General features: G+C 60.1%; 25 protein-coding genes and 3 tRNA genes. 13 read left to right on the top strand and 15 right to left on the bottom strand.

What is annotated here, in order from left to right:
- Nucleotides 1-525 precede the first annotated feature (525 nt).
- Nucleotides 526-1,113 carry an FMN-dependent NADH-azoreductase gene (locus tag JKV55_RS08350; protein WP_202084082.1) on the top strand — a complete coding sequence of 196 codons (588 nt, stop codon included), beginning with the start codon at nt 526-528 and terminating at the stop codon, nt 1,111-1,113.
- A gap of 56 nt (nt 1,114-1,169) precedes the next feature.
- On the opposite strand, the gene aptA is transcribed toward JKV55_RS08350, so the two are convergent.
- The 6 genes from aptA to JKV55_RS08320 all read right to left on the bottom strand — a co-directional run bounded on the left by aptA (nt 1,170) and on the right by JKV55_RS08320 (nt 5,396).
- Nucleotides 1,170-2,492, bottom strand: a complete 1,323-nt coding sequence (aptA, locus tag JKV55_RS08345) for an omega-aminotransferase AptA (RefSeq protein WP_202084080.1) — start codon at nt 2,490-2,492, stop codon at nt 1,170-1,172.
- A gap of 170 nt (nt 2,493-2,662) precedes the next feature.
- A tRNA-Val gene (locus tag JKV55_RS08340) sits at nt 2,663-2,739 on the bottom strand.
- 15 nt (nt 2,740-2,754) lie between these two features.
- Nucleotides 2,755-2,831 (bottom strand) — tRNA-Val (locus tag JKV55_RS08335).
- Between the two features lie 35 nt (nt 2,832-2,866).
- Nucleotides 2,867-2,943: transfer RNA gene (locus JKV55_RS08330), tRNA-Val, on the bottom strand.
- Between the two features lie 91 nt (nt 2,944-3,034).
- Complete coding sequence (locus tag JKV55_RS08325) at nt 3,035-4,027, bottom strand: DUF3080 family protein (protein ID WP_237332746.1); 993 nt, start codon at nt 4,025-4,027, stop codon at nt 3,035-3,037.
- The gene (locus JKV55_RS08320) at nt 4,014-5,396 is read right to left on the bottom strand and encodes an MATE family efflux transporter (RefSeq protein WP_202084277.1); all 1,383 of its coding nucleotides are present in this window, start codon (nt 5,394-5,396) and stop codon (nt 4,014-4,016) included. Before JKV55_RS08320 ends, JKV55_RS08325 begins: the two co-directional genes overlap by 14 nt.
- 174 nt (nt 5,397-5,570) lie before the next feature.
- On the opposite strand from JKV55_RS08320, the gene JKV55_RS08315 reads away from it, so the two are divergent.
- Complete coding sequence (locus JKV55_RS08315; protein ID WP_202084076.1) at nt 5,571-6,176, top strand: riboflavin synthase subunit alpha; 606 nt, start codon at nt 5,571-5,573, stop codon at nt 6,174-6,176.
- Between the two features lie 41 nt (nt 6,177-6,217).
- Here the strand turns inward: JKV55_RS08315 and JKV55_RS08310 are convergent, their stop codons facing one another.
- Genes JKV55_RS08310 through JKV55_RS08300 form a run of 3 tightly spaced genes read right to left on the bottom strand, consistent with a single transcriptional unit; the run spans nt 6,218 to nt 8,067 of the window.
- The gene (locus tag JKV55_RS08310; RefSeq protein WP_202084074.1) at nt 6,218-6,421 is read right to left on the bottom strand and encodes a CPXCG motif-containing cysteine-rich protein; all 204 of its coding nucleotides are present in this window, start codon (nt 6,419-6,421) and stop codon (nt 6,218-6,220) included.
- 27 nt (nt 6,422-6,448) lie between these two features.
- Nucleotides 6,449-7,195, bottom strand: coding sequence for a pteridine reductase (locus JKV55_RS08305; protein WP_202084072.1), 747 nt, complete (start codon nt 7,193-7,195; stop codon nt 6,449-6,451).
- Nucleotides 7,196-7,203: 8 nt separating this feature from the next.
- The gene (locus JKV55_RS08300) at nt 7,204-8,067 is read right to left on the bottom strand and encodes a fructosamine kinase family protein (RefSeq protein WP_202084070.1); all 864 of its coding nucleotides are present in this window, start codon (nt 8,065-8,067) and stop codon (nt 7,204-7,206) included.
- Between the two features lie 85 nt (nt 8,068-8,152).
- Here JKV55_RS08300 and JKV55_RS08295 point away from each other — a divergent pair, with 85 nt between their 5' ends.
- The 9 genes from JKV55_RS08295 (at nt 8,153) to cobB (ending at nt 16,585) form a co-directional block, all read left to right on the top strand.
- Nucleotides 8,153-8,593 (top strand): tellurite resistance TerB family protein, encoded by a 441-nt coding sequence (locus JKV55_RS08295; protein WP_202084068.1) that lies wholly within the window; start codon nt 8,153-8,155, stop codon nt 8,591-8,593.
- 194 nt (nt 8,594-8,787) lie between these two features.
- Nucleotides 8,788-10,722: a threonine--tRNA ligase gene (gene thrS, locus JKV55_RS08290; protein ID WP_202084066.1), complete on the top strand. Its 1,935-nt coding sequence runs from the start codon at nt 8,788-8,790 to the stop codon at nt 10,720-10,722.
- Nucleotides 10,719-11,261, top strand: coding sequence for a translation initiation factor IF-3 (gene infC / locus JKV55_RS08285; RefSeq protein WP_202084275.1), 543 nt, complete (start codon nt 10,719-10,721; stop codon nt 11,259-11,261). Before thrS ends, infC begins: the two co-directional genes overlap by 4 nt.
- 75 nt (nt 11,262-11,336) lie before the next feature.
- Nucleotides 11,337-11,534, top strand: a complete 198-nt coding sequence (rpmI, locus tag JKV55_RS08280) for a 50S ribosomal protein L35 (RefSeq protein WP_014292509.1) — start codon at nt 11,337-11,339, stop codon at nt 11,532-11,534.
- Nucleotides 11,535-11,548: 14 nt separating this feature from the next.
- On the top strand, nt 11,549-11,905 hold the full coding sequence (gene rplT, locus JKV55_RS08275) for a 50S ribosomal protein L20 (RefSeq protein ID WP_202084064.1): 357 nt from the start codon (nt 11,549-11,551) through the stop codon (nt 11,903-11,905).
- Nucleotides 11,906-12,061: 156 nt separating this feature from the next.
- Nucleotides 12,062-13,045, top strand: a complete 984-nt coding sequence (gene pheS / locus JKV55_RS08270) for a phenylalanine--tRNA ligase subunit alpha (protein ID WP_202084062.1) — start codon at nt 12,062-12,064, stop codon at nt 13,043-13,045.
- 15 nt (nt 13,046-13,060) lie between these two features.
- Nucleotides 13,061-15,448: a phenylalanine--tRNA ligase subunit beta gene (gene pheT, locus JKV55_RS08265; protein WP_202084060.1), complete on the top strand. Its 2,388-nt coding sequence runs from the start codon at nt 13,061-13,063 to the stop codon at nt 15,446-15,448.
- Nucleotides 15,449-15,452: 4 nt separating this feature from the next.
- On the top strand, nt 15,453-15,758 hold the full coding sequence (gene ihfA / locus JKV55_RS08260; RefSeq protein WP_202084058.1) for an integration host factor subunit alpha: 306 nt from the start codon (nt 15,453-15,455) through the stop codon (nt 15,756-15,758).
- A 116-nt stretch (nt 15,759-15,874) separates the two neighbouring features.
- A complete protein-coding gene (gene cobB / locus JKV55_RS08255) occupies nt 15,875-16,585 on the top strand; it encodes a Sir2 family NAD+-dependent deacetylase (protein WP_202084056.1) in 711 nt (236 codons plus the stop codon).
- A gap of 53 nt (nt 16,586-16,638) precedes the next feature.
- Here the strand turns inward: cobB and JKV55_RS08250 are convergent, their stop codons facing one another.
- Genes JKV55_RS08250 through potA form a run of 4 tightly spaced genes read right to left on the bottom strand, consistent with a single transcriptional unit; the run spans nt 16,639 to nt 20,421 of the window.
- Nucleotides 16,639-17,688, bottom strand: coding sequence for an extracellular solute-binding protein (locus JKV55_RS08250; protein ID WP_202084054.1), 1,050 nt, complete (start codon nt 17,686-17,688; stop codon nt 16,639-16,641).
- Between the two features lies 1 nt (nt 17,689).
- On the bottom strand, nt 17,690-18,457 hold the full coding sequence (gene potC, locus JKV55_RS08245) for a spermidine/putrescine ABC transporter permease PotC (protein WP_202084052.1): 768 nt from the start codon (nt 18,455-18,457) through the stop codon (nt 17,690-17,692).
- Nucleotides 18,450-19,325 (bottom strand): spermidine/putrescine ABC transporter permease PotB, encoded by an 876-nt coding sequence (gene potB, locus JKV55_RS08240; protein ID WP_202084050.1) that lies wholly within the window; start codon nt 19,323-19,325, stop codon nt 18,450-18,452. Before potB ends, potC begins: the two co-directional genes overlap by 8 nt.
- On the bottom strand, nt 19,312-20,421 hold the full coding sequence (gene potA, locus JKV55_RS08235) for a spermidine/putrescine ABC transporter ATP-binding protein PotA (protein WP_202084048.1): 1,110 nt from the start codon (nt 20,419-20,421) through the stop codon (nt 19,312-19,314). Before potA ends, potB begins: the two co-directional genes overlap by 14 nt.
- A gap of 225 nt (nt 20,422-20,646) precedes the next feature.
- Between potA and JKV55_RS08230 the strand changes: the two genes are divergently transcribed.
- Nucleotides 20,647-21,420, top strand: coding sequence for a DUF2189 domain-containing protein (locus JKV55_RS08230; RefSeq protein ID WP_202084046.1), 774 nt, complete (start codon nt 20,647-20,649; stop codon nt 21,418-21,420).
- On the top strand, nt 21,417-22,016 hold the full coding sequence (locus JKV55_RS08225; protein WP_202084044.1) for a DUF2987 domain-containing protein: 600 nt from the start codon (nt 21,417-21,419) through the stop codon (nt 22,014-22,016). Before JKV55_RS08230 ends, JKV55_RS08225 begins: the two co-directional genes overlap by 4 nt.
- 26 nt (nt 22,017-22,042) lie before the next feature.
- Here the strand turns inward: JKV55_RS08225 and ttcA are convergent, their stop codons facing one another.
- A complete protein-coding gene (ttcA, locus tag JKV55_RS08220) occupies nt 22,043-22,969 on the bottom strand; it encodes a tRNA 2-thiocytidine(32) synthetase TtcA (RefSeq protein ID WP_439654903.1) in 927 nt (308 codons plus the stop codon).
- Between the two features lie 69 nt (nt 22,970-23,038).
- Nucleotides 23,039-23,959: a universal stress protein UspE gene (gene uspE, locus JKV55_RS08215; RefSeq protein ID WP_202084040.1), complete on the bottom strand. Its 921-nt coding sequence runs from the start codon at nt 23,957-23,959 to the stop codon at nt 23,039-23,041.
- Nucleotides 23,960-23,985: the final 26 nt, after the last annotated feature.

Genomic DNA, 23,985 nt, shown 5'->3' with positions numbered 1-23,985 from the left:
CATGTGAGTCCCATCATCGAGAGGGGAGGAAAGGCCCTGACCAGGTGCCGCCCGGTCCGCGGTGGAAGGCGCAGGAAGCATGGCATTGCTTACGTTGGCGTAAACGTAACTATCTTGCTCGTTTGCTGCTCAGTTACACCTTTTGTGATTTTTTTACGTTGACTTCACATTTGTGCCCGGTTAGATTGGGGGGGCATCAAGGTCTAGCCAATTGCTCCAGCCTAAATTCAGCAACTTGTTAGGTATGATGCGTAGCTCTGTTTAAGCACGTTTCCGTTTGTTTGACCCTCGCTTGCGAGGGTTTTCTTTTTTGTCATAAAACCACGCCTTTTGAATTACGTTTACGTAAACGTATTATTCGGAGGGGGTGGTTTGTTCATTTTTTTTGATGTTGTTATGCGTTTTTTTCCGATTTATCCCCGTGCTCCATTATCTTAAAGTGCCATCACCAACCGAATGTAGCAGCGAAGGATAACAATAACATGTTGTTAATGCTGCTTGATGACACTAAGACCGGAGTGAACCATGGGCAAGACACTGATCCTGAAATCCAGCATCCTGGGTGAATATTCACAGTCAGCAAAATTGATTGATTACATGATTGAGCGGGCAGGTGCCGAAGAGGTACAGATCCGTGATCTGGCTGCCGAGCCGTTGCCTATGCTGGATGGTGCCGGCGCCATGGCCCTGCGGGGGGGCGATCGGCTCAGCGAAGAGCAGCAGGCCCTGCTGGCGCTGTCCGATAGCCTGGTGGAAGAGCTCAAGGCCGCCGATACCCTGATTATCGCGGCCCCCATGTACAACTTTCATATCCCGGTACAGCTCAAGGCCTGGATTGACCTGGTTTGTCGTGCCGGCGTGACCTTCCGTTACACCGAGCAGGGGCCGGAAGGGCTGATCACCGGCAAGAAAGCGGTGGTGGTGACGACCCGTGGCGGTATGCACAAGGATAGCCCGACCGATTTGATTACTCCCTACCTGCAGACCGTATTGGGTTTCATCGGCCTCCGCGAGGTGGAGTTCGTGTATGCGGAAGCCCTGAACATGGGGGCGGAAGCGCAGCAGGCGGGGCTGGATCAGGCCCGACAGAGCCTGGCGGCCCTGGTCGCCTGAATAATAAATTATGCCAACATACAGAAAGCGGGCTGCCTTTGGCAGCCCGCTTTCTGTCAGCCGAACAGCTGACGAATACTCCGCTCGAGTATGCCGATGGTCTGGTCGACATGATGTTTTTCAATGATCAGGGGAGGGGACATGGCGATGGCATCTCCCAGCGAGCGTAGCATCATGCCTTGCTCCCAGGCGGCTGTCTGGACCTGTGCCCCGCTGGCGCCCGGCTTGCCTGCCTGCGGCTCGAATTCGACGGCGGCTATCAATGCGTAGTTGCGGATGTCGATGACCCCGGGCAGGCCCTTCAGGCTGTGCAGGCCCTGCTCAAAATAGCTGGCGATATCACCCCCGGCGGCGCCACGGCGGAACAGGCCGCCCTGCTCATACACGTCCAGGGTGGCCATGGCGGCGGCACAGGCCAGCGGGTGAGCGGAATAGGTATAGCCATGGAAAAATTCTACACCCGGGCCGGCATCGTCCACCACCGCTTCATAAATATGGTCTCCGGCGAACACGGCCCCCATGGGCGCGGCGCCGTTGGTCAGCCCCTTGGCAGTGGTCATGATATCGGGCAGCACATCGAAGGTCTGGCTGGCAAAGGGCTCGCCGGTGCGGCCGAAACCGCAGATTACCTCGTCGAAGATCAGCAGGATGCCGTGCTGATCGCAGATTTCCCGTATGCGCTTGAGATAACCCACCGGCGGAGGGAGCACGCCGCCGGCCCCGGTGATGGGCTCGATGATGACGGCGGCAATACGACTGGCGTCATGCAGCCTGATCAGCCGTTCCAGTTCGTTGGCTTTCTCCACCCCACCATGCAGCGGTAACCCACGGGAGAAGGCGTTCAGCGCAAGATCCTGGGTGTGGGACAGGTGATCCACCGGCAGCCACTGGCCGAAGGCCTTGTAGTTGTTGGTGATGCCGCCAACTGAGATACCACCGAAGTTGACCCCGTGATAGCCCCGCTCCCGGCCGATAAACAGTTGCCTGCCGGCCTGGCCGCGCGCATGGTGATAGGCCAGCGCCATCTTGAGTGCGGTTTCCACCGACTCGGAGCCCGAGTTGGTGTAAAACACCTTGTTCAGGTTGCCGGGAGCCAGCCGGGCCAGGCGCTCCGACAACTCGAAGGACAGGGGGTGACCGAAACCGAAACAAGGGGCGTAGTCCAGGGTTTTGGCCTGCTGGGCGATGGCTTCGGCGATATGGGGATGGCCGTGGCCGGCATTGCAGCACCACAGCCCGGCGGTCATATCCAGCACCTGGCGCCGATCGTCCGTGGTCCAGTACATGCCCTTGGCGCCGGTGAGCATGCGCGGCTGTGCCCGATAACCCTTGTTTGGTGTAAAGGGCATCCAGTGGGCGGCCAAACTCTGATGATTCATGGGTCTCTCCGTTAGTCGAATGGTTTGCGGGTCAGCAACATACCGTAGCGGGAGACAGTGTCGTCAAAGAGTTAAGGTTGAAAAATCACGCCGTTTCAATGTTCAGTTTGATAGGGCTAGACATAACAGGGGGCGGGCATAAAAAAACCTGCCGGAGCAGGTTCAGTATTTGGTGCGTTCTAGTGGATTCGAACCACCGACCCCTACCATGTCAAGGTAGTGCTCTAACCAACTGAGCTAAGAACGCGAATCTTTGGCAAACTGGTGCGTCCTAGTGGACTCGAACCACCGACCCCTACCATGTCAAGGTAGTGCTCTAACCAACTGAGCTAAGGACGCATATATTCAGTCTGAAGCTTTTCCTGCGGAAAAGATGGTGCGTTCTAGTGGATTCGAACCACCGACCCCCACCATGTCAAGGTGGTGCTCTAACCAACTGAGCTAAGAACGCAGGCTGCCTTCAGGCGCTGCGTATACTAGCCAAGGGCGCGGGCAGGGGCAAGCATTTTTTCTTATCGAACAAGCGGATGAAGAACTATTGTTCAAGTCGGTGAAATATCGCACCGAGCCAGGAAACGTTGCCACAGCCGGGCATGTTCCAGGGTCCGCTCCCGGTAACGGGTATAGACCCGGCTGTCGAGCCCCTGCGCAAAGTAACGTCGATAGGCGGCCAGCGCATCCTGCTGGGAGGGGGGGGGGGTCAGGGTGTGTTCGAGCAGGGGGGCCAATTGCACAAACTGGCGATCGATCTGCCCCAGGTACGCCTGGATGTCCCTGATATAGTAGTGCTGCATGGCATTACGCAGCCGCTCGGCACGGGACCGGCCGCTGGGGCCGCAGTCGTACAGCTCCAGCTGTTGCAGGAAAGCCAGGCTTTCCTCAAGGTAGTGGGCGGCGCTGTGCAGCGAGTAGAACAACTGCCCCAGATAATCGTTGTCGTACAGTCCGCTCAGGGCCTGATTCAATTCGCGGGCGTGGAGCGGGCCAGGTTCGTCCTGGCCCTGGGCCAGGCGAAGCAGGCGTTCAAACAGGCTGAACGCCGTGACTGTTTCCTGGTAGCCGCCCTGTTGGGCAAAGCGCAGGGGACGGAGGCGGGGCATCAGGGCGGCGCGGATCTCCGGCTCGGCCACCATCATGTTCCAGTGATAGCCGGGTAACAGCGGCGCTTTCTGGGTCTGAACCCGGGTCAACCAGTCTTTCAATGCCTGGTCCTCGGCGGCAGCAAGGCATTCCTGGACGCCGAGCTGGAACTGCAGGTGATACAACAAGACGGCGGCGGCACTCTGGCTCTTGCCCACCGGGCTGTTGTGTTCGCCGACCAGGCCCAGCAGCCGGCACTCCCCCAGCTTGAGGGTGTCCAGCAGGCCGGCGGTGACCCGTTGTTGTTGCTGTTGCAGTTCCCGCTGCGCGGGCAGGGAAGGCAAGGGGGGGGCCTTGGTCAGTACCGGCGGGGTGACCTCCAGGACATTGGCGACCCGGGCCAGGTAGGTCTGGAAATGATGTTCCAGTTCATTATGCGGGCTACAGGCTGTCAACCAGAGGCAGAGCAGCCCGACTGCGTTCTTCCACCCTTTCATAGATAATGCGCAACCGCCAGATCAACATGAATGCCGCTACCGATAAGCCTATCAGAAAACCGATCCAAAAGCCGTGCGGGCCCATGGCCGGCATCAGCCAGTCGGTCAGACCGAGTACCATGCCGATCGGCAGGCCACACAACCAGTAGGCCACCAGGGTGATATAGAAAATAACCTGGGTATCCTTGTAACCACGCAGGGCGGCGGCACCGATGACCTGGGCCGAATCGGATATCTGGTACAGGGCGGCCAGCAGCAGCAGGCTGGCGGCGAGATCCAGTACGGCATTATTGTCGGTATAAATTCCCCCGATCCAGTGTCGTCCCAGTACGGTGGCCAGCGCCGTGAATACGGCCAGGGTACAGCCGAACACTATGCCGGCGATGCTGACCACCCTGGCTTGTTGCGCCCGGCCTTCGCCGAGGCTGTGTCCGACGCGGATGGTCAGTGCGATGCCCAGGCTCAGGGGCAGCATGAACACCATGCTGGAGAAGTTGATGGCAATCTGATGGCCGGCGACCACCTCGGAACCAAGTGGGGCCAGCAGCAGCGCGACCACGGTGAACAGGGTGACTTCACAGAAGATGGCCATGGCGATGGGAAAGCCCAGCCGGAAAATCCGGCTGATTTGGCGCCAGTCGGGAGGGGTGAGCCGGGTGAAGACAGTAAAGCGTTGCAACAGGGCCGAGCGGCGGGTATAGAGGATCATCGCCACCAGCATGGCCCAGAATACCAGGGCGGATGCATAGCCGCAGCCCACCCCGCCCAGGGCGGGCATCCCCAGCTTGCCGTAAATCAGGATATAGTTGGCCGGTACGTTGACCGCCAGCCCGATAAAGCCGATCACCATGGTGGGCAGGGTATGGGACAAGCCTTCACTGAAATTGCGCAGCACCTGGTACAGGGCGTAGGCGGGCATGCCCCAGAGAATGCCGTGCAAATAACCGGTGGTTTTTTCCGCCAGCACCGGCTCGACTTCCATCCAGTGCAGGGCCAGCGGCGAATAATAAAGAACGAGCATGGCGGGCAGGGTCACCAACAGGGTCAGCCAGAAGCCCTGATGCACGGCAGCGGCCACTTCGCCGTGGCGACGGGCACCATTCAGTTGAGATATGATGGGCGTCAATGCCATGACCACGCCCTGTACCAGCAGGATGATGGGCAGCCAGAAACTGGTGGCCACCGCCACCGCGGCCATATCGGTGGCGCTGACCTGGCCGGCCATGACGGTATCGACAAAACTCATGGTGGTCTGGGCTATCTGCGCCACCAGTATGGGAGCGCAGAGCCGCAACAGATGCAGGGTTTCGGAAAAATAGGACTTCAGCGCCATCTTGTTATTCTCGCTCGGCAATATAGGGATAACTCACCGCCGAAACACGGATCTGGCGTCCGCTGGGTGGGGGAAAGCACATGGAACTTCGGCTGGTGTTGGCAATATAGCGTCGATCATGGGGTTTTCCCAGTATATTCAACTGTCTTTTAAAATTGGATGAGAACTATGTTTACCGGAATTGTGCAAGGCCAGGGTACTGTGCTTGAAATAATCGATAAAGCCGATTTTCGCACCCATGTGGTCCGGCTGCCGGCGGCGCTGTTGCCCGGGTTGGAGCCGGGGGCTTCCGTGGCCCATAACGGCTGCTGCCTCACCGTCACCCGCATCGAGGGCGACAGGGTGAGCTTCGATCTGATGGCGGAAACCCTGAGGGTCACCAACCTCGGACGGTTACGGACGGGGGACAGCGTCAACCTGGAACGGGCGGCCCGCTTCGGCGACGAGATCGGCGGCCACGCCATGTCCGGCCATATCATGGCCCAGGGCGAACTGCTGGAGCGAGTGGAAAGGGACACCAATACCTGCCTCTGGTTCGCGCTGCCGGCCGGGCTGGCCAAATATGTCTTTACCAAAGGTTATATCGGCATCGACGGTATCAGCCTGACCCTGGGGGAAGTGAAAGCCGATCGTTTTGCCGTGCATTTGATCCCCGAGACCCTGGCGCGCACCAATTTGGGGACTATTTTGCCCGGAGACAGGGTGAACATCGAGATCGACCCCCAGACCCAGGCCATAGTGGATACGGTGGAGCGGGTGCTGGCCGGTCGATAAATTATGCCAACATACAATAGGTTCTGAACCCCGTCGCCCGCTCAGAAATATTGCTCGTCATCGGCATCCACCATCACCTCCACCTCATCCGTTTGTTCGTTGCGGGTGATGGTGATATGGATGGAATTGCAGCAGGCCATGCAGTCTTCGTAGTAGTCCTGATCCCCTTCGGAGGCATCAACCATAATGCGGGTATGATGCCCGCAGTGGGGACACAGGATATTCTGTTCGAAATAGTCACGCATCGGGCTTGTCCTCGTTTCAGGTCGGCTTCAGGCCTCTGGTAGTCCCTGGCAGGAGCGGCCTCCGTCCAGCGCGACTATCTGACCGGTCAGATAGCCGGGGCCCTCGAGTAAAAAGGCAGCGGTTTCGGCGATTTCCCTGGGCTGGCCCAGCCGTCCCATCGGAATGGACGTCAGCACCCGCTGCTTTTGTGCTTCGTTCAGCTCATGCTCCGGCCAGATGATGGCGCCGGGGGCGATACCGTTGACGCGGATGCCGGGAGCCAGCTCCGCGGCCAGGCCGCGGGTCAGGGTAGCCAGGGCGTTTTTTGCCATGCTGTAGAGCAAGTGGTGTTTCAGGCCTTTTTCTGCATGAATGTCGACCATGTTCACGATGGCGCCGCTGCTGTCTTTCAGCGCCGGCGCCAGGGCCTGGGTCAGAAAGTAGGGGGCGGCCGCATTGGTTGTCGCCAGTTCCTGCCATTGCGTCGGCGTCGCCTCACCGAAGGGGGTGGGGTAGAAGGCGGAGGCATTGTTGATAAGCCCGTCCAGGCGGCCAAAACAGCTCAGCACCCTGTCGGCCATTTCCTTGAGTTCATCGAGCCGGGTCAGATCCTGAGACACCAGCCGGACACTGTCCGGCCGTTGGGCATTCAGCTCCCGGGCCAGGGCGATGGCCGGGGATTCGCTGCGATGGTAGTGCAAAACCAGCCGGTAGCCTCGCTGATGAAGGTAACGGCTCATTTCGGCACCGATGCGCTTGGCGGCACCGGTAATCAATACCACGGGATGGGGCATAGCATCTCCTAACTGGCAATAACCCGATATAGACTGGTCTTGGTCTGAGCAAAATAAGGCTCGCCAAAATGATTCACATGATTGAGCAGGTGATACAGGTTATAGAGCTCCCGCCGTTCGGTATAGCCTTCATCCAGCGGCCAGACGGCATGGTAGCCCTGGTAAAAGACCAGGGGAAACTGTCCGAACAGCTCGGTCATGGCGATATCCGTTTCCCGATCACCGAAATAACTGGCAGGGTCAAACAGCACCCCCATGTGCTCGGTAAACGCAAGATTGCCACGCCAGAGATCGCCGTGCAACAGGGAGGCGCTGGGATGATGGTTGGCCAGTCGCAGTTTGATAGCGCCGACGATTTCCTCGATATCGCCGAAACGGATGCCTTTTTCTTCCAGCAGTTTCAGTTGCCAGCCGACCCGTTGTTCGGCAAAGAAGGTGGACCACTTTTTATGCCAGGCATTGGGTTGTACGCTGGTGCCGAGAAAATTGTCTTCATCCCAGCCGTACATGGGCTGGCTGTGGCTACGATGCAGGTGGGCCAGCTGACGGCCGAGCATGTGCCAGTCCTGCTCGTCCGACTCGCCGAGAGGCAAATATTCCAGTACCAGGAAACTGCTGCCGACGGTGGTACCACAGCAGATGGGTTTGGGGATCACCAGGGTCTGGGTACGGAGCAGATGGTCCAGGCTGTTCCATTCGCAGCGGAACATATCCACCCGGGCACGGTCATTTAACTTAACGAAGTAGCTTTTATGACCGTCGGAAATCCGGAATGCCTGGTTGATATCACCCCCGGACAGCGGCTTTTTGTCGAGGATGGTGAAGTCGCTGCCGGTTGCTTCCGAGATCTGATTGGCGATCACTGGCCACATAATGCCTCCGCTTAGGCTTGGTTTGTCAACAGTATAGGCCATGCGCAAGCGAGCAAACCGCATCGGGATCAAAATTGGAGACCCCATGATAGATAAGCTGAAAAAATGGTTTGAAAGTACTAGACCCGCGGAGCCGATCGAGCTGAGCCAAGAGGTGGCGGTGGCGGCCTTGCTGACCGAAGTCATGCTGGCCGACGGCTCGGACAGTGCAGCGGAGCAGCTGCGGATGGAACAGCTGCTGGCCCGCTTGTTCGGCCAGACCCAGGGCGAGGTGCACGACTGGCTGGAGCAGGGCAGGGTACAGCAGCAGGAGTCGGCCTCGCTCTACGAATTCACCTCCCGCCTCAAGACCCTGCCGGCAGGGCAACGGGAAAACATCCTCCATGCCCTCTGGCTGATCGCTTTTACCGACGGGGTGCTGGATCCCCTGGAGGAAGCGGTGATCCGCCAGATTGCCGATCTGCTCTATATTCCCCACAGCCGCTTTATCCAGCTGAAGCACAGGGCCGAACGGCAGTGCCTATAATCCTTGGCCAGCCATGGCGGGAAGTGTTCAAGTTTGGTAGAGTCTGCTCTCCCTGACCTGTGCCGCCGGGTAGCACCATAAGGCGCGCCAGACTGGCAAGGTAAAGCCAGATGGTCGGGGCAGTCATGAATTTTTTCACTTTTCATACACTACATGTGCACTTTGGTAGGGTGCACCACTGTTAAGGACGCTTCATGCCGACAATTACGCTTCCCGATGGCAGCCAACGCCATTTTGAACATGCCGTTTCCGTACTGGATGTGGCCCAGGATATCGGGGCCGGCCTGGCCAAGGCCTGCATCGCCGGCCGGGTCAACGGTGAACTGGTGGATGCCTGCGACCCGATATCCCAGGATGCCGAGCTGGCCATCATCACCGCCAAGGATCAGGATGGCCTGGACATCATCCGCCACTCCTGTGCCCACCTGCTGGGCCATGCCATCAAGCAGCTGTGGCCGCAAACCAGGATGGCCATAGGTCCGGTGATCGACAACGGCTTCTATTACGATGTGGATCTGGATCATACCCTGACCGAAGAAGACATCGAGAAGCTGGAAGCCCGCATGCTGGAGCTGGCCAAGACCGAGTACCCGGTGATCAAGAAGAAGGTCAGCTGGCAGGAGGCGCGGGACACCTTCGCCCGGCGGCATGAATCCTACAAGATTGAAATCCTGGATCAGAACGTCAGCCAGCACGACAAGCCGGGCCTCTATCACCACGAAGAGTACGTCGACATGTGCCGGGGCCCGCACGTGCCCAACATGCGCTTCTGCCAGCATTTCAAGCTGCAGAAGGTGTCCGGCGCCTACTGGCGGGGCGATTCCAAGAACAAGATGCTGCAGCGCATCTACGGTACCGCCTGGGCCGACAAGAAAGCGCTCAAAGGCTACCTGACCCAGCTGGAGGAAGCCGCCAAGCGCGACCATCGCAAGATAGGCAAGCAGCTCGACCTCTACCACATGCAGGAAGAAGCGCCGGGCATGGTGTTCTGGCACCACGACGGCTGGACCGTCTTCCGCGAACTGGAACATTTCGTGCGCGACAAGCTGCGCGAGTACCAGTATGAAGAGGTCAAGGGTCCCTTCATGATGGACAGGGTACTGTGGGAGAAATCCGGCCACTGGGACAAGTACGCCGAGAACATGTTCACCACCAGTTCCGAAAACCGCGAGTATGCCATCAAGCCGATGAACTGCCCGGGCCATGTGCAGATCTTCAACCAGGGGCTCAAGTCCTACCGGGATCTGCCGCTGCGCATGGCGGAATTCGGCTGCTGCCATCGCAACGAGCCGAGCGGTGCCCTGCACGGCCTGATGCGGGTACGCGGCTTTACCCAGGACGATGCCCACATTTTCTGTACCGAAGAGCAAATACAGGCAGAAGTCTCCGCCTGCATCCAGATGGTATATGACACTTACGGCACTTTCGGCTTCACCAATATCGCGGTCAAGTTGTCGACCCGGCCGGAAAAGCGCATCGGCAGCGACGAGATCTGGGACAAGGCGGAACTGGCCCTGGAAGAAGCGCTCAAGGCCAATGACATCGCCTATGAACTGCAGCCGGGGGAGGGGGCCTTCTACGGTCCCAAGATCGAATTCACCCTGCACGACTGCCTGAACCGGGCCTGGCAGTGCGGCACAGTGCAGCTCGACTTCGCGCTGCCGGGCCGCCTGGGGGCCAGCTACGTGGGTGAAGACAACGACCGCCACGTGCCGGTGATGATCCACCGCGCCATCCTGGGCTCCATCGAGCGGTTCATCGGCATCCTGATCGAAGAATACGCCGGCCTGTTTCCGACCTGGCTGGCTCCCACCCAGGTGGTGGTGCTCAATATTACCGACAATCAGGCCGACTACGCCCGCAATCTGGCTAACAGTTTGAATAATGTTGGCATTCGGGCCAAAGCGGACTTGAGAAATGAGAAGATAGGCTTTAAAATCCGCGAGCATACTCTGAAGCGGGTACCTTTCATGCTGGTTTGCGGCGATAAAGAAGTCGAAGCCGGCCAAGTAGCGGTTCGTACCCGGAAAGGACAGGATCTCGGTACCTTCGACGTAGAAGCGCTGACTCAGCTGATTCAGCAGGAGATCCGTACTCGCGGTAAGAAAACAGTGGAGGATAGGTTATAAAAGGCGCTAAAAAAGGGGGCAAACCAGCTCCTCGCAATCGACTGAATGAAGAAATCCGACTGAAAGAAGTCCGTCTGGTCGGCCTGGAAGGCGAAGCATTAGGCATTGTGTCCATTACCGAGGCACTCGAAGCCGCCGCCGGCGCAGGTGTAGACCTGGTGGAAATCAGTCCCAATGCGGAGCCGCCCGTTTGCCGTATCATGGATTACGGCAAGTTCCTCTACGAGAAGAGCAAGGCTACCAAGGAACAAAAGAAGAAGCAGAAACAAATCCAGGTCAAGGAAATCAAATTCCGGCCCGGTACCGATGAGGGCGACTATCAGGTAAAACTACGCAACCTGATTCGCTTTTTGGAAGAGGGCAACAAAGCCAAGGTTACGCTGCGGTTCCGCGGTCGTGAAATGGCGCACCAGGAGCTCGGTTTCGATTTGCTCAACCGCATCAAAGCGGATCTGGACGAATTGGCCGTGGTCGAGGCCTTCCCCAAGCTGGAAGGTCGTCAAGCCGTCATGGTGCTTGCCCCGAAGAAAAAACAGTAAGGCCCTGCAAGTAGTCGGGCAATGACTTGCCCGGCTCGCCTTGCTGTTTGTTGTTATTAACAATGCGGAGTTTTTATGCCGAAAATGAAATCGAACAAGGGCGCTGCCAAGCGCTTCAAGAAAACCGGCTCCGGTGGCTTCAAGCGCAAGCAATCCCACCTGCGTCACATCCTCACCAAGAAAAGCACCAAGCGTAAGCGTCAGCTGCGTGGTAAGTGTCTGGTGGCCGCGTCTGACGTCGCTCAGATCAAATCCATGCTGCCGACCGCTTAAGAGGAGAGTGAACAATGCCAAGAGTTAAACGTGGTGTTACTGCCCGCGCTCGTCACAAGAAAGTACTGAAGCAGGCCAAAGGTTACTACGGTGCCCGTTCGCGCGTCTATCGCGTTGCCGTCCAGGCCGTAACCAAGGCCGGTCAATATGCCTATCGTGACCGCCGTCAGAAAAAACGTCAGTTCCGTCAGCTGTGGATCGCCCGTATCAATGCGGCGGCCCGTCAGAACGGTCTGTCCTACAGCCGCTTCATCGATGGCCTGAAAAAAGCCTCCGTTGAAATCGATCGCAAGATCCTGGCTGACATCGCCGTGCACGACAAGACCACCTTCACCGCTTTGGTTACCAAAGCCAAAGAAGCCCTGGTTTAAGTCGTTCAGACGATTAAATAAAAAAGGAGGCTCCGGCCTCCTTTTTTGTTGGCCCCGAGCCGGCTCAGTGGTGGCGGGAGCGGGGCATTTCCTTTATTATCAAGGCCTTTCAAATTATTTAGCGTCCGCCCTGTCGCGGGCAAGTACGAGGAACACATGGATCAGCTGGAAGACGTGATCGTCAAAGCACAGGCGGAGATCCAGGCTGCCGCCAACGCCGTCGAACTGGATGAAATCCGGGTCCACTATCTGGGCAAGAAGGGGATTTTCACCGAACAATCCAAGGCCCTGGGCAAGCTGTCCGCCGAAGAACGTCCCGCCGCCGGCCAGGCCATCAACCACGCCAAACAGGCGGTGGGCGATGCCCTCAACAGCAAGCGCGAGGCACTGCAACTGGCCGAACTGAACCAGAAGCTGGCGTCCGAAACCCTGGACATCACCCTGCCCGGACGCCGCCAGTCGGCGGGCGGCCTGCATCCGGTAAGCCGCACCATCAAGCGCATCGAGTCCTTTTTCGGCGAACTCGGCTTCCAGGTGGCGGAAGGCCCCGAAATCGAGGACGATTTCCACAACTTCGACGCCCTGAACATTCCGGCGCACCATCCGGCGCGGGCCGATCACGATACTTTCTATTTCAATCCCAAGCTGATGCTGCGCACCCAGACCTCGGGCGTGCAGATCCGCACCATGGAGCAGCAACAGCCGCCGATCCGCATCATATCGCCGGGCCGGGTCTACCGTAACGACTACGATCAGACCCACACTCCCATGTTCCATCAGGTGGAAGGCTTGCTGGTGGACGAGAATGTCAGCTTTACCCAGCTGAAGGGCGTGTTGCACGACTTCCTCAACAACTTCTTCGAGGCGGATCTGCAAATCCGCTTCCGCCCCTCCTACTTCCCCTTTACCGAGCCCAGCGCCGAAGTGGACGTGATGGGCAAGAACGGCAAATGGCTGGAAGTGCTGGGCTGCGGCATGGTGCATCCCAACGTGTTGCGTTCGGTGGGCATCGATCCCGAGCGTTACAGCGGCTTTGCCTTCGGCATGGGGGTCGAGCGCCTGACCATGCTGCGTTACGGCGTCAACGACTTGCGCGCCTTCTTCGAAAATGATCTGCGTTTTCTCAAGCAATTCCGGTAAGCGGCAGGAGCAATAATGAAATTTTCAAAATCATGGCTGGACGAATGGGTCAATACCGGTCTGGATGCCGAGGCTCTTGCCGAGCAGATCACCATGGCCGGTCTGGAAGTGGACGGCATAGCGCCGGTGGCCGCTGCCTTCAGCCAGGTAGTGGTCGGCCAGGTGGTCGAATGCGGCCAGCACCCGGACGCGGACAAGCTCAGGGTCACCAAGGTCGACGTGGGCGCGGACGAGCTGCTCGACATCGTCTGCGGTGCGCCCAACTGCCGCCAGGGCCTGAAGGTGGCGGTGGCCGTGGTCGGCGCCGTATTGCCCGGCGACTTCACCATCAAGAAAGCCAAGCTGCGCGGCCAACCTTCCCACGGCATGCTCTGCTCCTATAGTGAGCTGGGTATCGAGGTGGACGCCGACGGTATTATCGAACTGCCCGCCGATGCGCCCATCGGTACCGGGCTCCGCGACTACCTGCGCCTCGACGACGCCATCATCGAAGTGGATCTGACCCCCAACCGGGCCGACTGCCTGAGCATGGCCGGGCTGGCCCGGGAAGTCGGGGTACTGAACCGGCAGGACGTCAACTGGCCCGAGATCCCGATGGTGCCGGCCACTATCGACGACAAGGTCGACATCCGGCTGGACGCCCCTGCCGCCTGCCCCCGCTACCTGGGACGGGTGGTGAAGAACATCGACGTCACGGCCGAAACGCCCCTGTGGATGCAGGAAAAGCTGCGCCGCAGTGGTATCCGCAGCATAGATCCGGTGGTGGACGTCACCAACTTTGTCTTGCTGGAGTGGGGCCAGCCGATGCATGCCTTCGATCTGGCCCGTCTCGACGGCGGCATAGTGGTGCGTCAGGCCGATCAGGGTGAAACGCTGACCCTGCTCGACGGCAACGAGGTCAGCCTGAACGGCGATACCCTGGTGATAGCCGACCACTCGAAAGCCGTGGCCATGGCCGGCATCTTCGGCGGCGAGGCCACCGGAGTGAATGAAAATACCCGTGATGTGCTGCTGGAGTGCGCCTTCTTCAGCCCGTTGGCGATTACCGGCCGGGCCCGCAGCTATGGCCTGCACACCGACTCTTCCCATCGTTTCGAACGCGGCGTGGACTACCGGCTGCAACACAAGGTGATGGAACGGGCCACCGCGCTGCTGCTGGACATCTGCGGCGGCGAAGCCGGCCCCGTGGTGGAGGCGGTGTCGGACGCCGAGCTGCCCGTGGCGGCCACCGTCACCCTGCGCCACGACAAGCTCAACCGCTTGATCGGTATCGACATTCCCGCCGACCAGGTGACCGATATGCTGACCCGCCTGGGACTGGCGGTCACTCCGACCCACGAGGGCTGGCAGGCGGTGGTGCCGAGCTATCGCTTTGATATCGGCATTGAGGAAGATCTGGTGGAGGAAGTGGCCCGTATCTACGGTTACAACCAGATCCCGAACGTGGCGCCGGTGGCCGGCCTGAGCATGTCCCGTCATCAGGAGGCGGCGCTGCCCCTGAACCGGCTGAAGGATGCCCTGGTGGATCTCGGCTACCAGGAGGCCATCACCTACAGCTTCGTGGATCCGGAACAGCAGCGGCTGCTGTTCCCCGCGGCCGAAGCCATGGTGTTGCCGAATCCCATCGCCGCCGACATGTCTGCCATGCGGGTGTCCCTGTGGCCGGGCTTGATCCAGGCGGCGGTCTATAACCAGAACCGCCAGCAGTCCCGGCTGCGGCTGTTCGAGCAGGGCCTGACCTTCATTCCCGACGAAACCGCCGAAAACGGCGTACGCCAGACCCCGGTGCTGTCCGGCCTGCTGCTGGGGCCGGTGGTGGACGAGCACTGGGACATGGCCGACAAAGGCGTGGACTTTTTCGACCTCAAGGGGGACGTGGAGAGCCTGCTGGCCCTGACCGCCGACGAGCTGAACTTCGGCTTTGCCCGCACCGATATCAAGGCGCTGCATCCGGGGCAATCCGCCGCACTGTTGCGGGCTGGCCGTCAGGTGGGTTTGCTCGGTGCCCTGCATCCCAGCCTGCTGAAAAAGCTGGGGCTGAAATCCCAGGCTTATGTGTTTGAAATCGAGCTGGACGCCCTGACCGCACGCCTGGTGCCCGAGGCCGGCGAAGTGTCCCGCTTCCCCGCCAACCGCCGGGATCTGGCCCTGGTGGTGGAGCAATCGGTCGCCGCCGGGGATATCCTTGATTTAGTTAGGAAAGTTGGCGGAAATCAAGTGGTTGGCATAAACTTGTTTGACGTATACCAAGGACAAGGTATTGCCGACGGCAAGAAGAGCCTGGCGCTCAGCTTGGTGTTGCAGGATACCCAACGGACTTTGGAAGAGAAGGAAATCGCCGATACGGTGGCGCGCATCGTATCCGCCCTTTCCGACGAGTTTAATGCTTCCTTGAGGGATTAAGCGTATGGCGTTAACCAAGGCCGACATAGCAGAACATTTGTTCACCGAGCTTGGCATAAGTAAACGTGATGCCAAGGAAATGGTCGAAGCGTTTTTCGAAGAGATTCGTACTGCACTGGAGCAAGGTGAACAAGTCAAAATTTCCGGGTTCGGCAATTTTGAATTACGCAATAAGGGTGAACGCCCCGGGCGCAATCCCAAAACCGGGGAGGATATTCCCATATCGGCCAGGCGGGTAGTGACGTTTCGCCCCGGTCAGAAACTCAAGGCCAGGGTAGAAAACACAACATTGCTCGACGACGCAGAGTAAAACCACAAGCCAGGCCGCAAGCCTGGCTTTTTGCTGGTTAGACTAAGGCAGCATTGGCCTGCGACCCGCTATGCTGTTAGCCTGAATACAAGTTCATCCAGCAGAGGCGTGCCTCCGTGCGCAAAGGTAATATCGTTATCCTCACCGGGGCCGGTATCTCGGCCGAGTCGGGCATCAGAACCTTCCGGGCCAGCGACGGCCTGTGGGAAGAGCATCGTATCGAAGACGTGGCCACCCCCGAAGGTTACCGGCGGGATCCCGAGCTGGTGCACGGCTTCTACAACGCCCGCCGGGCGCTGCTGCAGACGGTGGAGCCCAACGCCGCCCACCATGCCCTGGCCCGGCTGGAGGCCGAATGGCCGGAGCAGGTGACCCTGGTGACCCAGAATATCGACGATCTGCACGAGCGGGCCGGCAGCCGGAAGGTGCTGCACATGCACGGGGAATTGCTCAAGGCCCGCTGCCCCCATTCCAACCAGACGGTGGCCTGGACAGGCCCGCTGCATACCACGGATTTGTGCCACTGCTGCCAGTTCCCCGAACCGCTGCGGCCGCACGTGGTCTGGTTCGGCGAAATGCCGTTGCTGCTGGATCGTATCTACCAGGCCCTGAGCCAAGCCAGTATCTTCATCGCCATCGGCACCTCGGGCAACGTCTACCCGGCGGCGGGGTTCGTGCACGAGGCGGCCATGCACGACGCCCATACCATCGAGATCAACCTGGAGCCGAGCCAGGTCAACAACCATTTCGACGAGCACCGCTATGGCCCGGCCACCCAGATGGTCAGCCGCTATGTGGAAGAGCTGCTGGCGGGCAGGAAAAAATAGCAAAAAGCCCGCATCATGCGGGCTTTGGTCTTGATGGGGGAGGGGGCGGCTCCTTAGTTGGCGCGCAGCCGTACCCAGTGCTCTTCGTAGACGGCCAGCACCTCGTCGCCCAGATCGTCCTGGAAGTGGCCTTTGGCCACGGTTTCGCCACTCGGGAACAGTACCTGGTTTTCGGCCACCTCGGCGGGCAGCAGGGCCTTGGCGCCCTGGTTGGGCACCGCTATGCCCAGCTCCTCGATGATGCTCGCCGCGATTTCGGGGCGCATCAGGAAATCGATGAACTGGTGGGCGGCGTCCGCCGACTTGGCGTTGCTCGGAATGGCGGCGCTGTCCACCCAGAAGATGGCGCCTTCTTCCGGATAGATGTATTCCAGGTTCATGCCGTCCTGCTGGGTCTTGTAGGCCTGGTCGCTCCAGATCAGGCCGATGGAGGCCTCACCGGTCACGTAGGGCATGCGCGGGTTGTCGGAGTTGTACAGCAGCACGTTGTCCTTCAGCGCCTGCAGCTTCTCAAAGGCGGCCTTGATCTCGCCCGCGTCCTGGCTGTTGGCGGAATGGCCCAAGGTCAGCAGCGCCATCTGGAAGTTCTCGCGGATGTCGTCGGTCAGCATCAGCTGGCCCTGCCAGCGGCTGTCCCACAGACTGGCCCAGGAGTTCACCTCGGCGTCGGCCAGCTCGTCCCGGTTGAGGGCGATGGCGGTGCTGCCGAAGGCGTAGGGCACGCTGTACTGGTTGCCCGGATCGAATTCCCGGTCCAGCAGGCTCGGCTCCAACTGCTCCAGGTGGGGCAGCTTGCTCTTGTCGAGCGGTTGCAGCATGCCTTCCCGCGCCATCTTGCTCAGCATGTAGCTGGAGGGGAAGATCAGATCGTAGCTTTCGCGGGCACCGCTGGTCTGCAGCAGCTTCAGCTTGGCATAGAGTGCCTCGTTGGAATCGAAGGTGGCGTAGTCCACCTTGACGCCGGTTTCCTTGGTGAACTGGGCCAGTACGGCGTCGGGCAGGTATTCGGCCCAAGCGTAGACGGACAGGCGATTATTGGCCTGCGCCACCAGGGGCAGGCTGGCGGCCACGGCAATGGCCAGAGGACGGAACCAGGATTGCATATCAGCGTTTATCCCTTAACAAAAGTTGAGACGTCACCACCAGCACCAGCGATACCGCCAGCATGATGGTGGCCAGGGCGTTGACCTCGGGGGACACGCCCACCTTGACCATGGAATAGATTTTCAGCGGCAGGATCTCGTAGGCCGGTCCGGTCACGAAGGAGCTGACGATCACATCGTCCAGGGACAAGGTGAAGCTCAGCAGCCAACCGGCGGCGATGGCGGGCCTGGCCAGCGGGAAAATAATTTTCCTGAAGGTCACTAACTCACTGGCACCCAGATCCTTGGCGGCTTCCAGCATGCGCAGGTCGAACCCCTTGAGGCGTGAATAGACGGTGATCACCACAAAGGGAAGACAGAAGGTGATATGGGCGAACAGCAGCGACCAGAAGCCGAGTGAAATGCCCAACACCACGAACAGGGCCAACAGCGAGATGGCCATGACGATGTCCGGCGACATCATCACCACAAACAGCATGCCGCCCACGAAGCCCTTGCCGCGGAAACGGTAGCGGTACAGGGCCACCGCCGCCAGGGTGCCGATCAGCGCCGCGAAGGTGGCCGACACCAGGGCGATGGTCACCGAATGACGGGCCGCCTCCATCAGGCCGGCGTTGTTGGCCAGGCGGACATACCAGTCCCAGGTAAAGCCGTCCCAGCGGATGCCGAAGCGGGAGCTGTTGAAGGAGTTGGCGATCAGCACCCCGATGGGGATGTACAGATAGGCGAACACCAGCAGCAGGAAACCGCCCTTGAACCATTTAATCATCGATGGATACCTTCTTGTTCAGCAGCTTGCCCACCCGGTAGTAGACGAAGATCAGGCCCGCCATCAGCATCGTCAGGGTGATGCTGGTGGCCGAGCCGAAGGGCCAGTCGCGGATATTGAGGAACTGGGTCTTGATGATGTTGCCGATCAACAGGTTCTTGGCCCCGCCCAGCAGATCCGAGATGTAGAACATGCCCATGGCCGGCAGGAACACCAGCAGGCAGCCGGCGACGATGCCGGGCATGGTCAGCGGCACTATCACCCGCAAGAAGCGGGACCAGGCGCCGGCGCCCAGATCCCGGGCCGCTTCCAGCAGGCGGCCGTCCAGCTTCTCGATGGCGGCATAGAGCGGCAGCACCATAAAGGGTAGCAGTATGTACACCAGGCCGATGATCACCGCCAGTTCGGTGAACATGATGCGCAACGGCTGGTCGATAAGGCCAAGGGCCAGCAGGGCGTTGTTGAGCAGCCCCTTGGTACCCAGCACCACCTTGAGCGCATAGGTGCGGATCAGGGAGTTGGTCCAGAACGGCACTATCACCAGGAACAGCAGCAGGGGGCGCCAGCGGCGGGGGCTCTGGGCGATGATGAAGGCGAAGGGATAGCCCAGCAGCAGGCAGATCAGGGTGGCGATGCCGGCCATATACACCGAATGCCACAGCACCCGCACGTAGAGCGGATCCAGCAGCCGGCCGTAGTTGTCCAGGGTGAACACCAGGCTCACCAGGCTGGCGTGATCCCGGGTCAGGAAGCTGGTGCCGATGATCATCAGGTTGGGCATAAACACGAACAGCAGCAGCCACCCCACGATCAGGCTGACCGCCATGTTGCGGAACAGGTTGGCGCGAAAACCCTTAGTGCTGTTCATAGGGCAGGACCACCTCCCAGCGGTCGACCCAGTGGATATCCACCTGCTGGCCGATGGAATAGTCGAAGTCGGGATCGTCCTCGTCGAAGAATTCGGAGATCAGCACCTGCTGGCCGGACTCCAGCTCCACCAGGGAGTCCAGGGTGGCGCCCTTGTAGTGGCGATCGATAATACGGCCGGGCACGCCCTCGGCGGCGACGTCCCTGGTGCGCATCTTCATGCGCAGATCCTCGGGGCGCAGCAGCACGCACACCTTGTCGCCGGCACTGAAGGGGTACTGGCTGTGCACCACGCAACCGCGGCCTTCCACCTGGGCGTGCCAGGCACCGGCCTCGCCGGCGGGGGCGAGCAGCTCGCCGTCCATGATGTTGATCTCGCCGATGAACCTGGCCACGAACAGGTTGGCGGGGGATTCGTAGATTTCCTTGGGCGCGCCGTCCTGCACTATCTTGCCGCCCTGCATCACCACGATGCGATCGGACATGGACAGGGCCTCTTCCTGATCGTGGGTGACGAATACGAAGGTGATGCCGAGCCGGCGCTGCAGCTGCTTGAGCTCGGTCTGCATCTGCTTGCGCAGCTTATAGTCGAGGGCGCTCAGGGATTCGTCGAGCAGCAGCACCTTGGGTCTGTTGACCACGGCCCGGGCGATGGCGATGCGTTGCTGCTGGCCGCCGGACAGCTGGTGGGGATAGCGGTTGGCCATCTGCTCCAGCTGCACCATCTTCAGCGCCTCCATCACCCGGGGGCGGATCTGTGCCGCCGGCACCTTCTGCATGCGCAGGCCGAAGGCCACGTTGTCGAAGATGGACATATGGGGGAAGAGGGCATAGCTCTGGAACACGGTGTTGACATGGCGCAGCTCGGCGGGCACCCGGGTGATATCTTCCCCGGCCAGGTGGATATGACCGCTATCCGCTTCTTCCAGCCCCGAGATCAGGCGCAGCACCGTGGTCTTGCCACAGCCGGACGGACCCAGGATAGTGAGGAATTCGCCGTCATAAATGGATAAATCCAGGCTGTCTATGATAGCTTTGCCGTCAAACTGTTTGCTGATACCGGTCAGGGAGACCAAGGGGGGGCTGTGCTCGGCCATTTGCCTTTATTCACCTCGATGAAAACGCGCCGCGTTCTGATATGAAAATGAGCGCGCATTCTAGATCCCGGCCTGCGGAAATCAAAGCGAATTTTTATGCTTGAAAGATGCGGTTTTGCTGTTTGTTATTTTGTAAAATTCCCCAACTTTTATAATGGGTTAGCTTGGCTTCCCCCGACGCGGTCATCCGTTATAATACCGCCACCCTTGAAATGAGAATGCATTATGAATGAACCACGATTTGCCCGGCTGCAACGCTCGCTGGAACAGGGCTTCGAACTGGCCCCAAAGGCCGTGCTGCAGGAAGCCTGGGGCCGCATCTACGGCGCCAAGATGCCGATTCTATTGGCCGCCATCGGCGTGGTCGGCTGCTGGCTGCTGCTCAACCAGTTGCTGGTGATGGCGACCGGGGAGGGAGAAGACGGCATGTGGGGCGCCAGCCTGATGGGGCTGGCCATTTCCATGATCATGGCGCCCATGAGCGGCGGCCTGGACATGATGGGCATCTACCGGGCGGTGGACAGGCCCATCCGGCCCAGTCAGATCTTCGACTACTTCCGCTACCTGGTGCCGCTGGCCCTGGCCAGCATGATCATGGGGCTGATCACCAGCCTGTTCCTGCCCCTGGGGCAGAGCCTGGGATTGCCGCCCATGCTGTCGCTGCTGCCGACCCTGGTGCTGAGCGTGGCGCTGATGTTTACCTTTCCGCTGATCCTGGAAAAGGGCATGACGCCCTTGCAGGCCATCCTGACCTCGCTGCGGCTGTTTGCCCGCCAGTGGATGGCGATGTTGCTGATCCACATGTTGCTGGTACTGTGCTTTATGGTAGGGGTGATGACTTTCGGCATCGGCCTTATCTGGGTGGCCCCGCTCTATGTCGTGGTGAAGGGCATCATCTACCGCGAAGCCTGCGGTATCGAAGGTGCCGGCTCCGTGGTGAGCGAAGGCGAGTCGCAGCCCTCTTCCTTTAATCAGTCCAAGGACCACTTCGACGCATGAAGATGCCGGTGATAGCCACGCTGCTGGCCCTGGCCGGTACCGCCGTCCAGGCCGAGCCCCTGGCCCTGGGTTACAGCGGCTTCTACAAGCACATGGAAACCGTGGCCAAGGCCAGGGTGGAGCAGGCCACCCTGGGCTTCTACCTGAGCCGGCAGGACGGCCAGGGCCTGTGCCATATCGAGTCCGGCACCGTCATGGTGGCCAGGGATCGCCGCGGCCGGGTGGAGGTGCTGCCCCACGGCCAGTTTCTGCTGCCCTTCGACAAGCAGCTGGATCTGGACAAGGCGGTGGTACTGCTGGAGGTGGAACACCCCGAACGGTGCGATATTTCCATCCGCATCCAGGCCGAGCTGCCGGCGGGAGAGGTGAACGTCGCCGAACTGCGCCAGGTACGGGATGAGATGCAGCGCCTGCTGCAGAAGATGGCGGGCTGGCCGGGGAAATATTTTGTGCCCGAACTCAAGGGCCTGCACCTGACTCCGGCCGAGCCGGGGCAGCGGCTGAACGGCGAGGCCCGGCTGGAACTGTCCGACCAGCAACTGGCCGACGAACGGAGTCTGACGCTGCCGGCGGTGCGGATCAGCCCCTGGCTGTAACTCAAAAGGCGCCGCGGCGCCTTTTGTTATTTCAGTTCAATAATCTGCAGCCGCTCGCCGAAATCGGCGTCGTTTTCTTCATCGTCCTCGTCGACGAAGCGGGGCGCTAGCTCCGGCTTGTCGAAGGCGAGATCGCCGCCGTCGATCACTCCGGAATTCCGGTCGACGCCCTTGAAGTCGAACAGCTGGTGATCCAGCAGGTGCGAGGGCACCAGGTTCTGCAGCGAGCGGAACATGCTCTCGATGCGGCCGGGGAAGCGGCGATCCCAGTCCTGCAGCATGGTCTTGATCGCCTGGCGCTGCAGGTTCTCCTGGGAGCCGCACAGGTTGCAGGGAATGATGGGGAAGGCCCTGGCTTCGGCGTAGCGCACCAGGTCCTTTTCCTTGCAGTAGGCCAGGGGGCGGATCACCACGTGCCTGCCGTCGTCGCTCACCAGCTTGGGCGGCATCGACTTCAGGGTGCCGCCGTAGAACATGTTGAGCAGCAGGGTCTCCAGAATGTCGTCCCGGTGGTGGCCCAGGGCGATTTTGGTCGCGCCCAGCTCGGTGGCGGTACGGTACAGGATGCCCCGGCGCAGGCGGGAGCACAGCGAGCAGGTGGTCTTGCCCTCGGGGATCTTGTCCTTGACGATGGAGTAGGTGTCTTCCTCGACAATCTTGTACTCCACCCCCAGTTCGTCCAGGTAGGCCGGCAGCACATGTTCGGGAAAGCCCGGCTGTTTCTGATCCAGGTTGACCGCGATAATGTCGAAGCGGATGGGGGCGTGGGCCTGCAGGTTGCGCAGTATGTCGAGCAGGGCATAGCTGTCCTTGCCACCGGACAGGCAGACCATGATTTTGTCGCCCTCTTCGATCATGTTGAAGTCGGCGATGGCTTCCCCCACATGGCGACGCAGCCGCTTTTGCAGCTTGTTGAAGTTGTACACTTGCTTGGCAGTTTGAACTGACATGATAACCCCGGCCAAAAAAACTGGGGCTATTATAGTGACTGGCGCCCCGAGGGCAAGGCGCCAGTGGTTGCGTCAGGTGGCGGGCGAGTCGGGTCGCAGCACCAGCACGTCACAGTTGAGCTTGTCGATCACGTGCTCGGCGGTGTTGCCGAGCAGGGCGGCGGACAGGCCGGTACGGCCCACCGAGCCCAGGATCACCAGGCTGGCACTGATCTCGTCGGCGCAGCGGGGGATCACTTCTTCCGCCAGCCCCTCCTGCAGGTGCAGCACCTTGGGCTCCAGCTCGAAGCGCACCGCATATTCGTAGAGCGCCCGCTCGTGGTGTTTTTTCACCGCCGCGTTGTAGGCGTGGGGGTCGAAGTCGGGCAATTCCAGCGCCATGTTCACCGGGGTGATAGGGTAGGCGTTCACCAGGTGCAGGGTGGCGGACAGCAGTCGGGCCACCTCGGCGCTTTCGGCAATGATCTTGTTGTTCAGGGTTTCCTGGGCGTTATCGTCGCTGCAGCAGTTGACCGCCGCCAGTATATGGCCGCCCATGGGCCAGTCCCGCTCCTTGACCAGCAGCACCGGGCAGGGACACTTGCGTAGCAGGTGCCAGTCGGTGGGGGTGAAGATAAAGGACTGGATCAGGGCATGCTTGTGGGTGCTTTTCACCACCAGATCGTGGTGGCCGTCCTGTACCTGGTGGATGATGGCTTCGAAGGGACGGCTGTGCCAGACCACCTTGACATCGAAGTGAACCTTGCTATCCGCATAGGGTTCGAGCAGGGTCTTCAGCCACTCCTCCCGCCCCTGGACCACCCCTTCGCGCATTTCGTCCCGCTCCTCGCTGGACAGCATGGAGGTCATCTCATAGGAAAAATCGTAGATGGGCAGAAACAGGGTGATGGTGGCATCGTCCTCGAGGGCGGCGACGGACACCGCCCGGTGCAGGGCCGGCTGGGTCTCGGCGACCGGATCGACGACCACCAGAATGCGTTGATACTTGATCATACAGAGCCCCTTATGGTTGGGTGTGA

The sequence above is a fragment of the Zobellella iuensis genome (assembly GCF_016746085.1).
Classification (GTDB): Bacteria; Pseudomonadota; Gammaproteobacteria; order Enterobacterales; family Aeromonadaceae; genus Oceanimonas; species Oceanimonas iuensis.
Note: the sequence above shows the minus strand (reverse complement) of the source record. Positions and strands in the feature narration are given on the sequence as shown.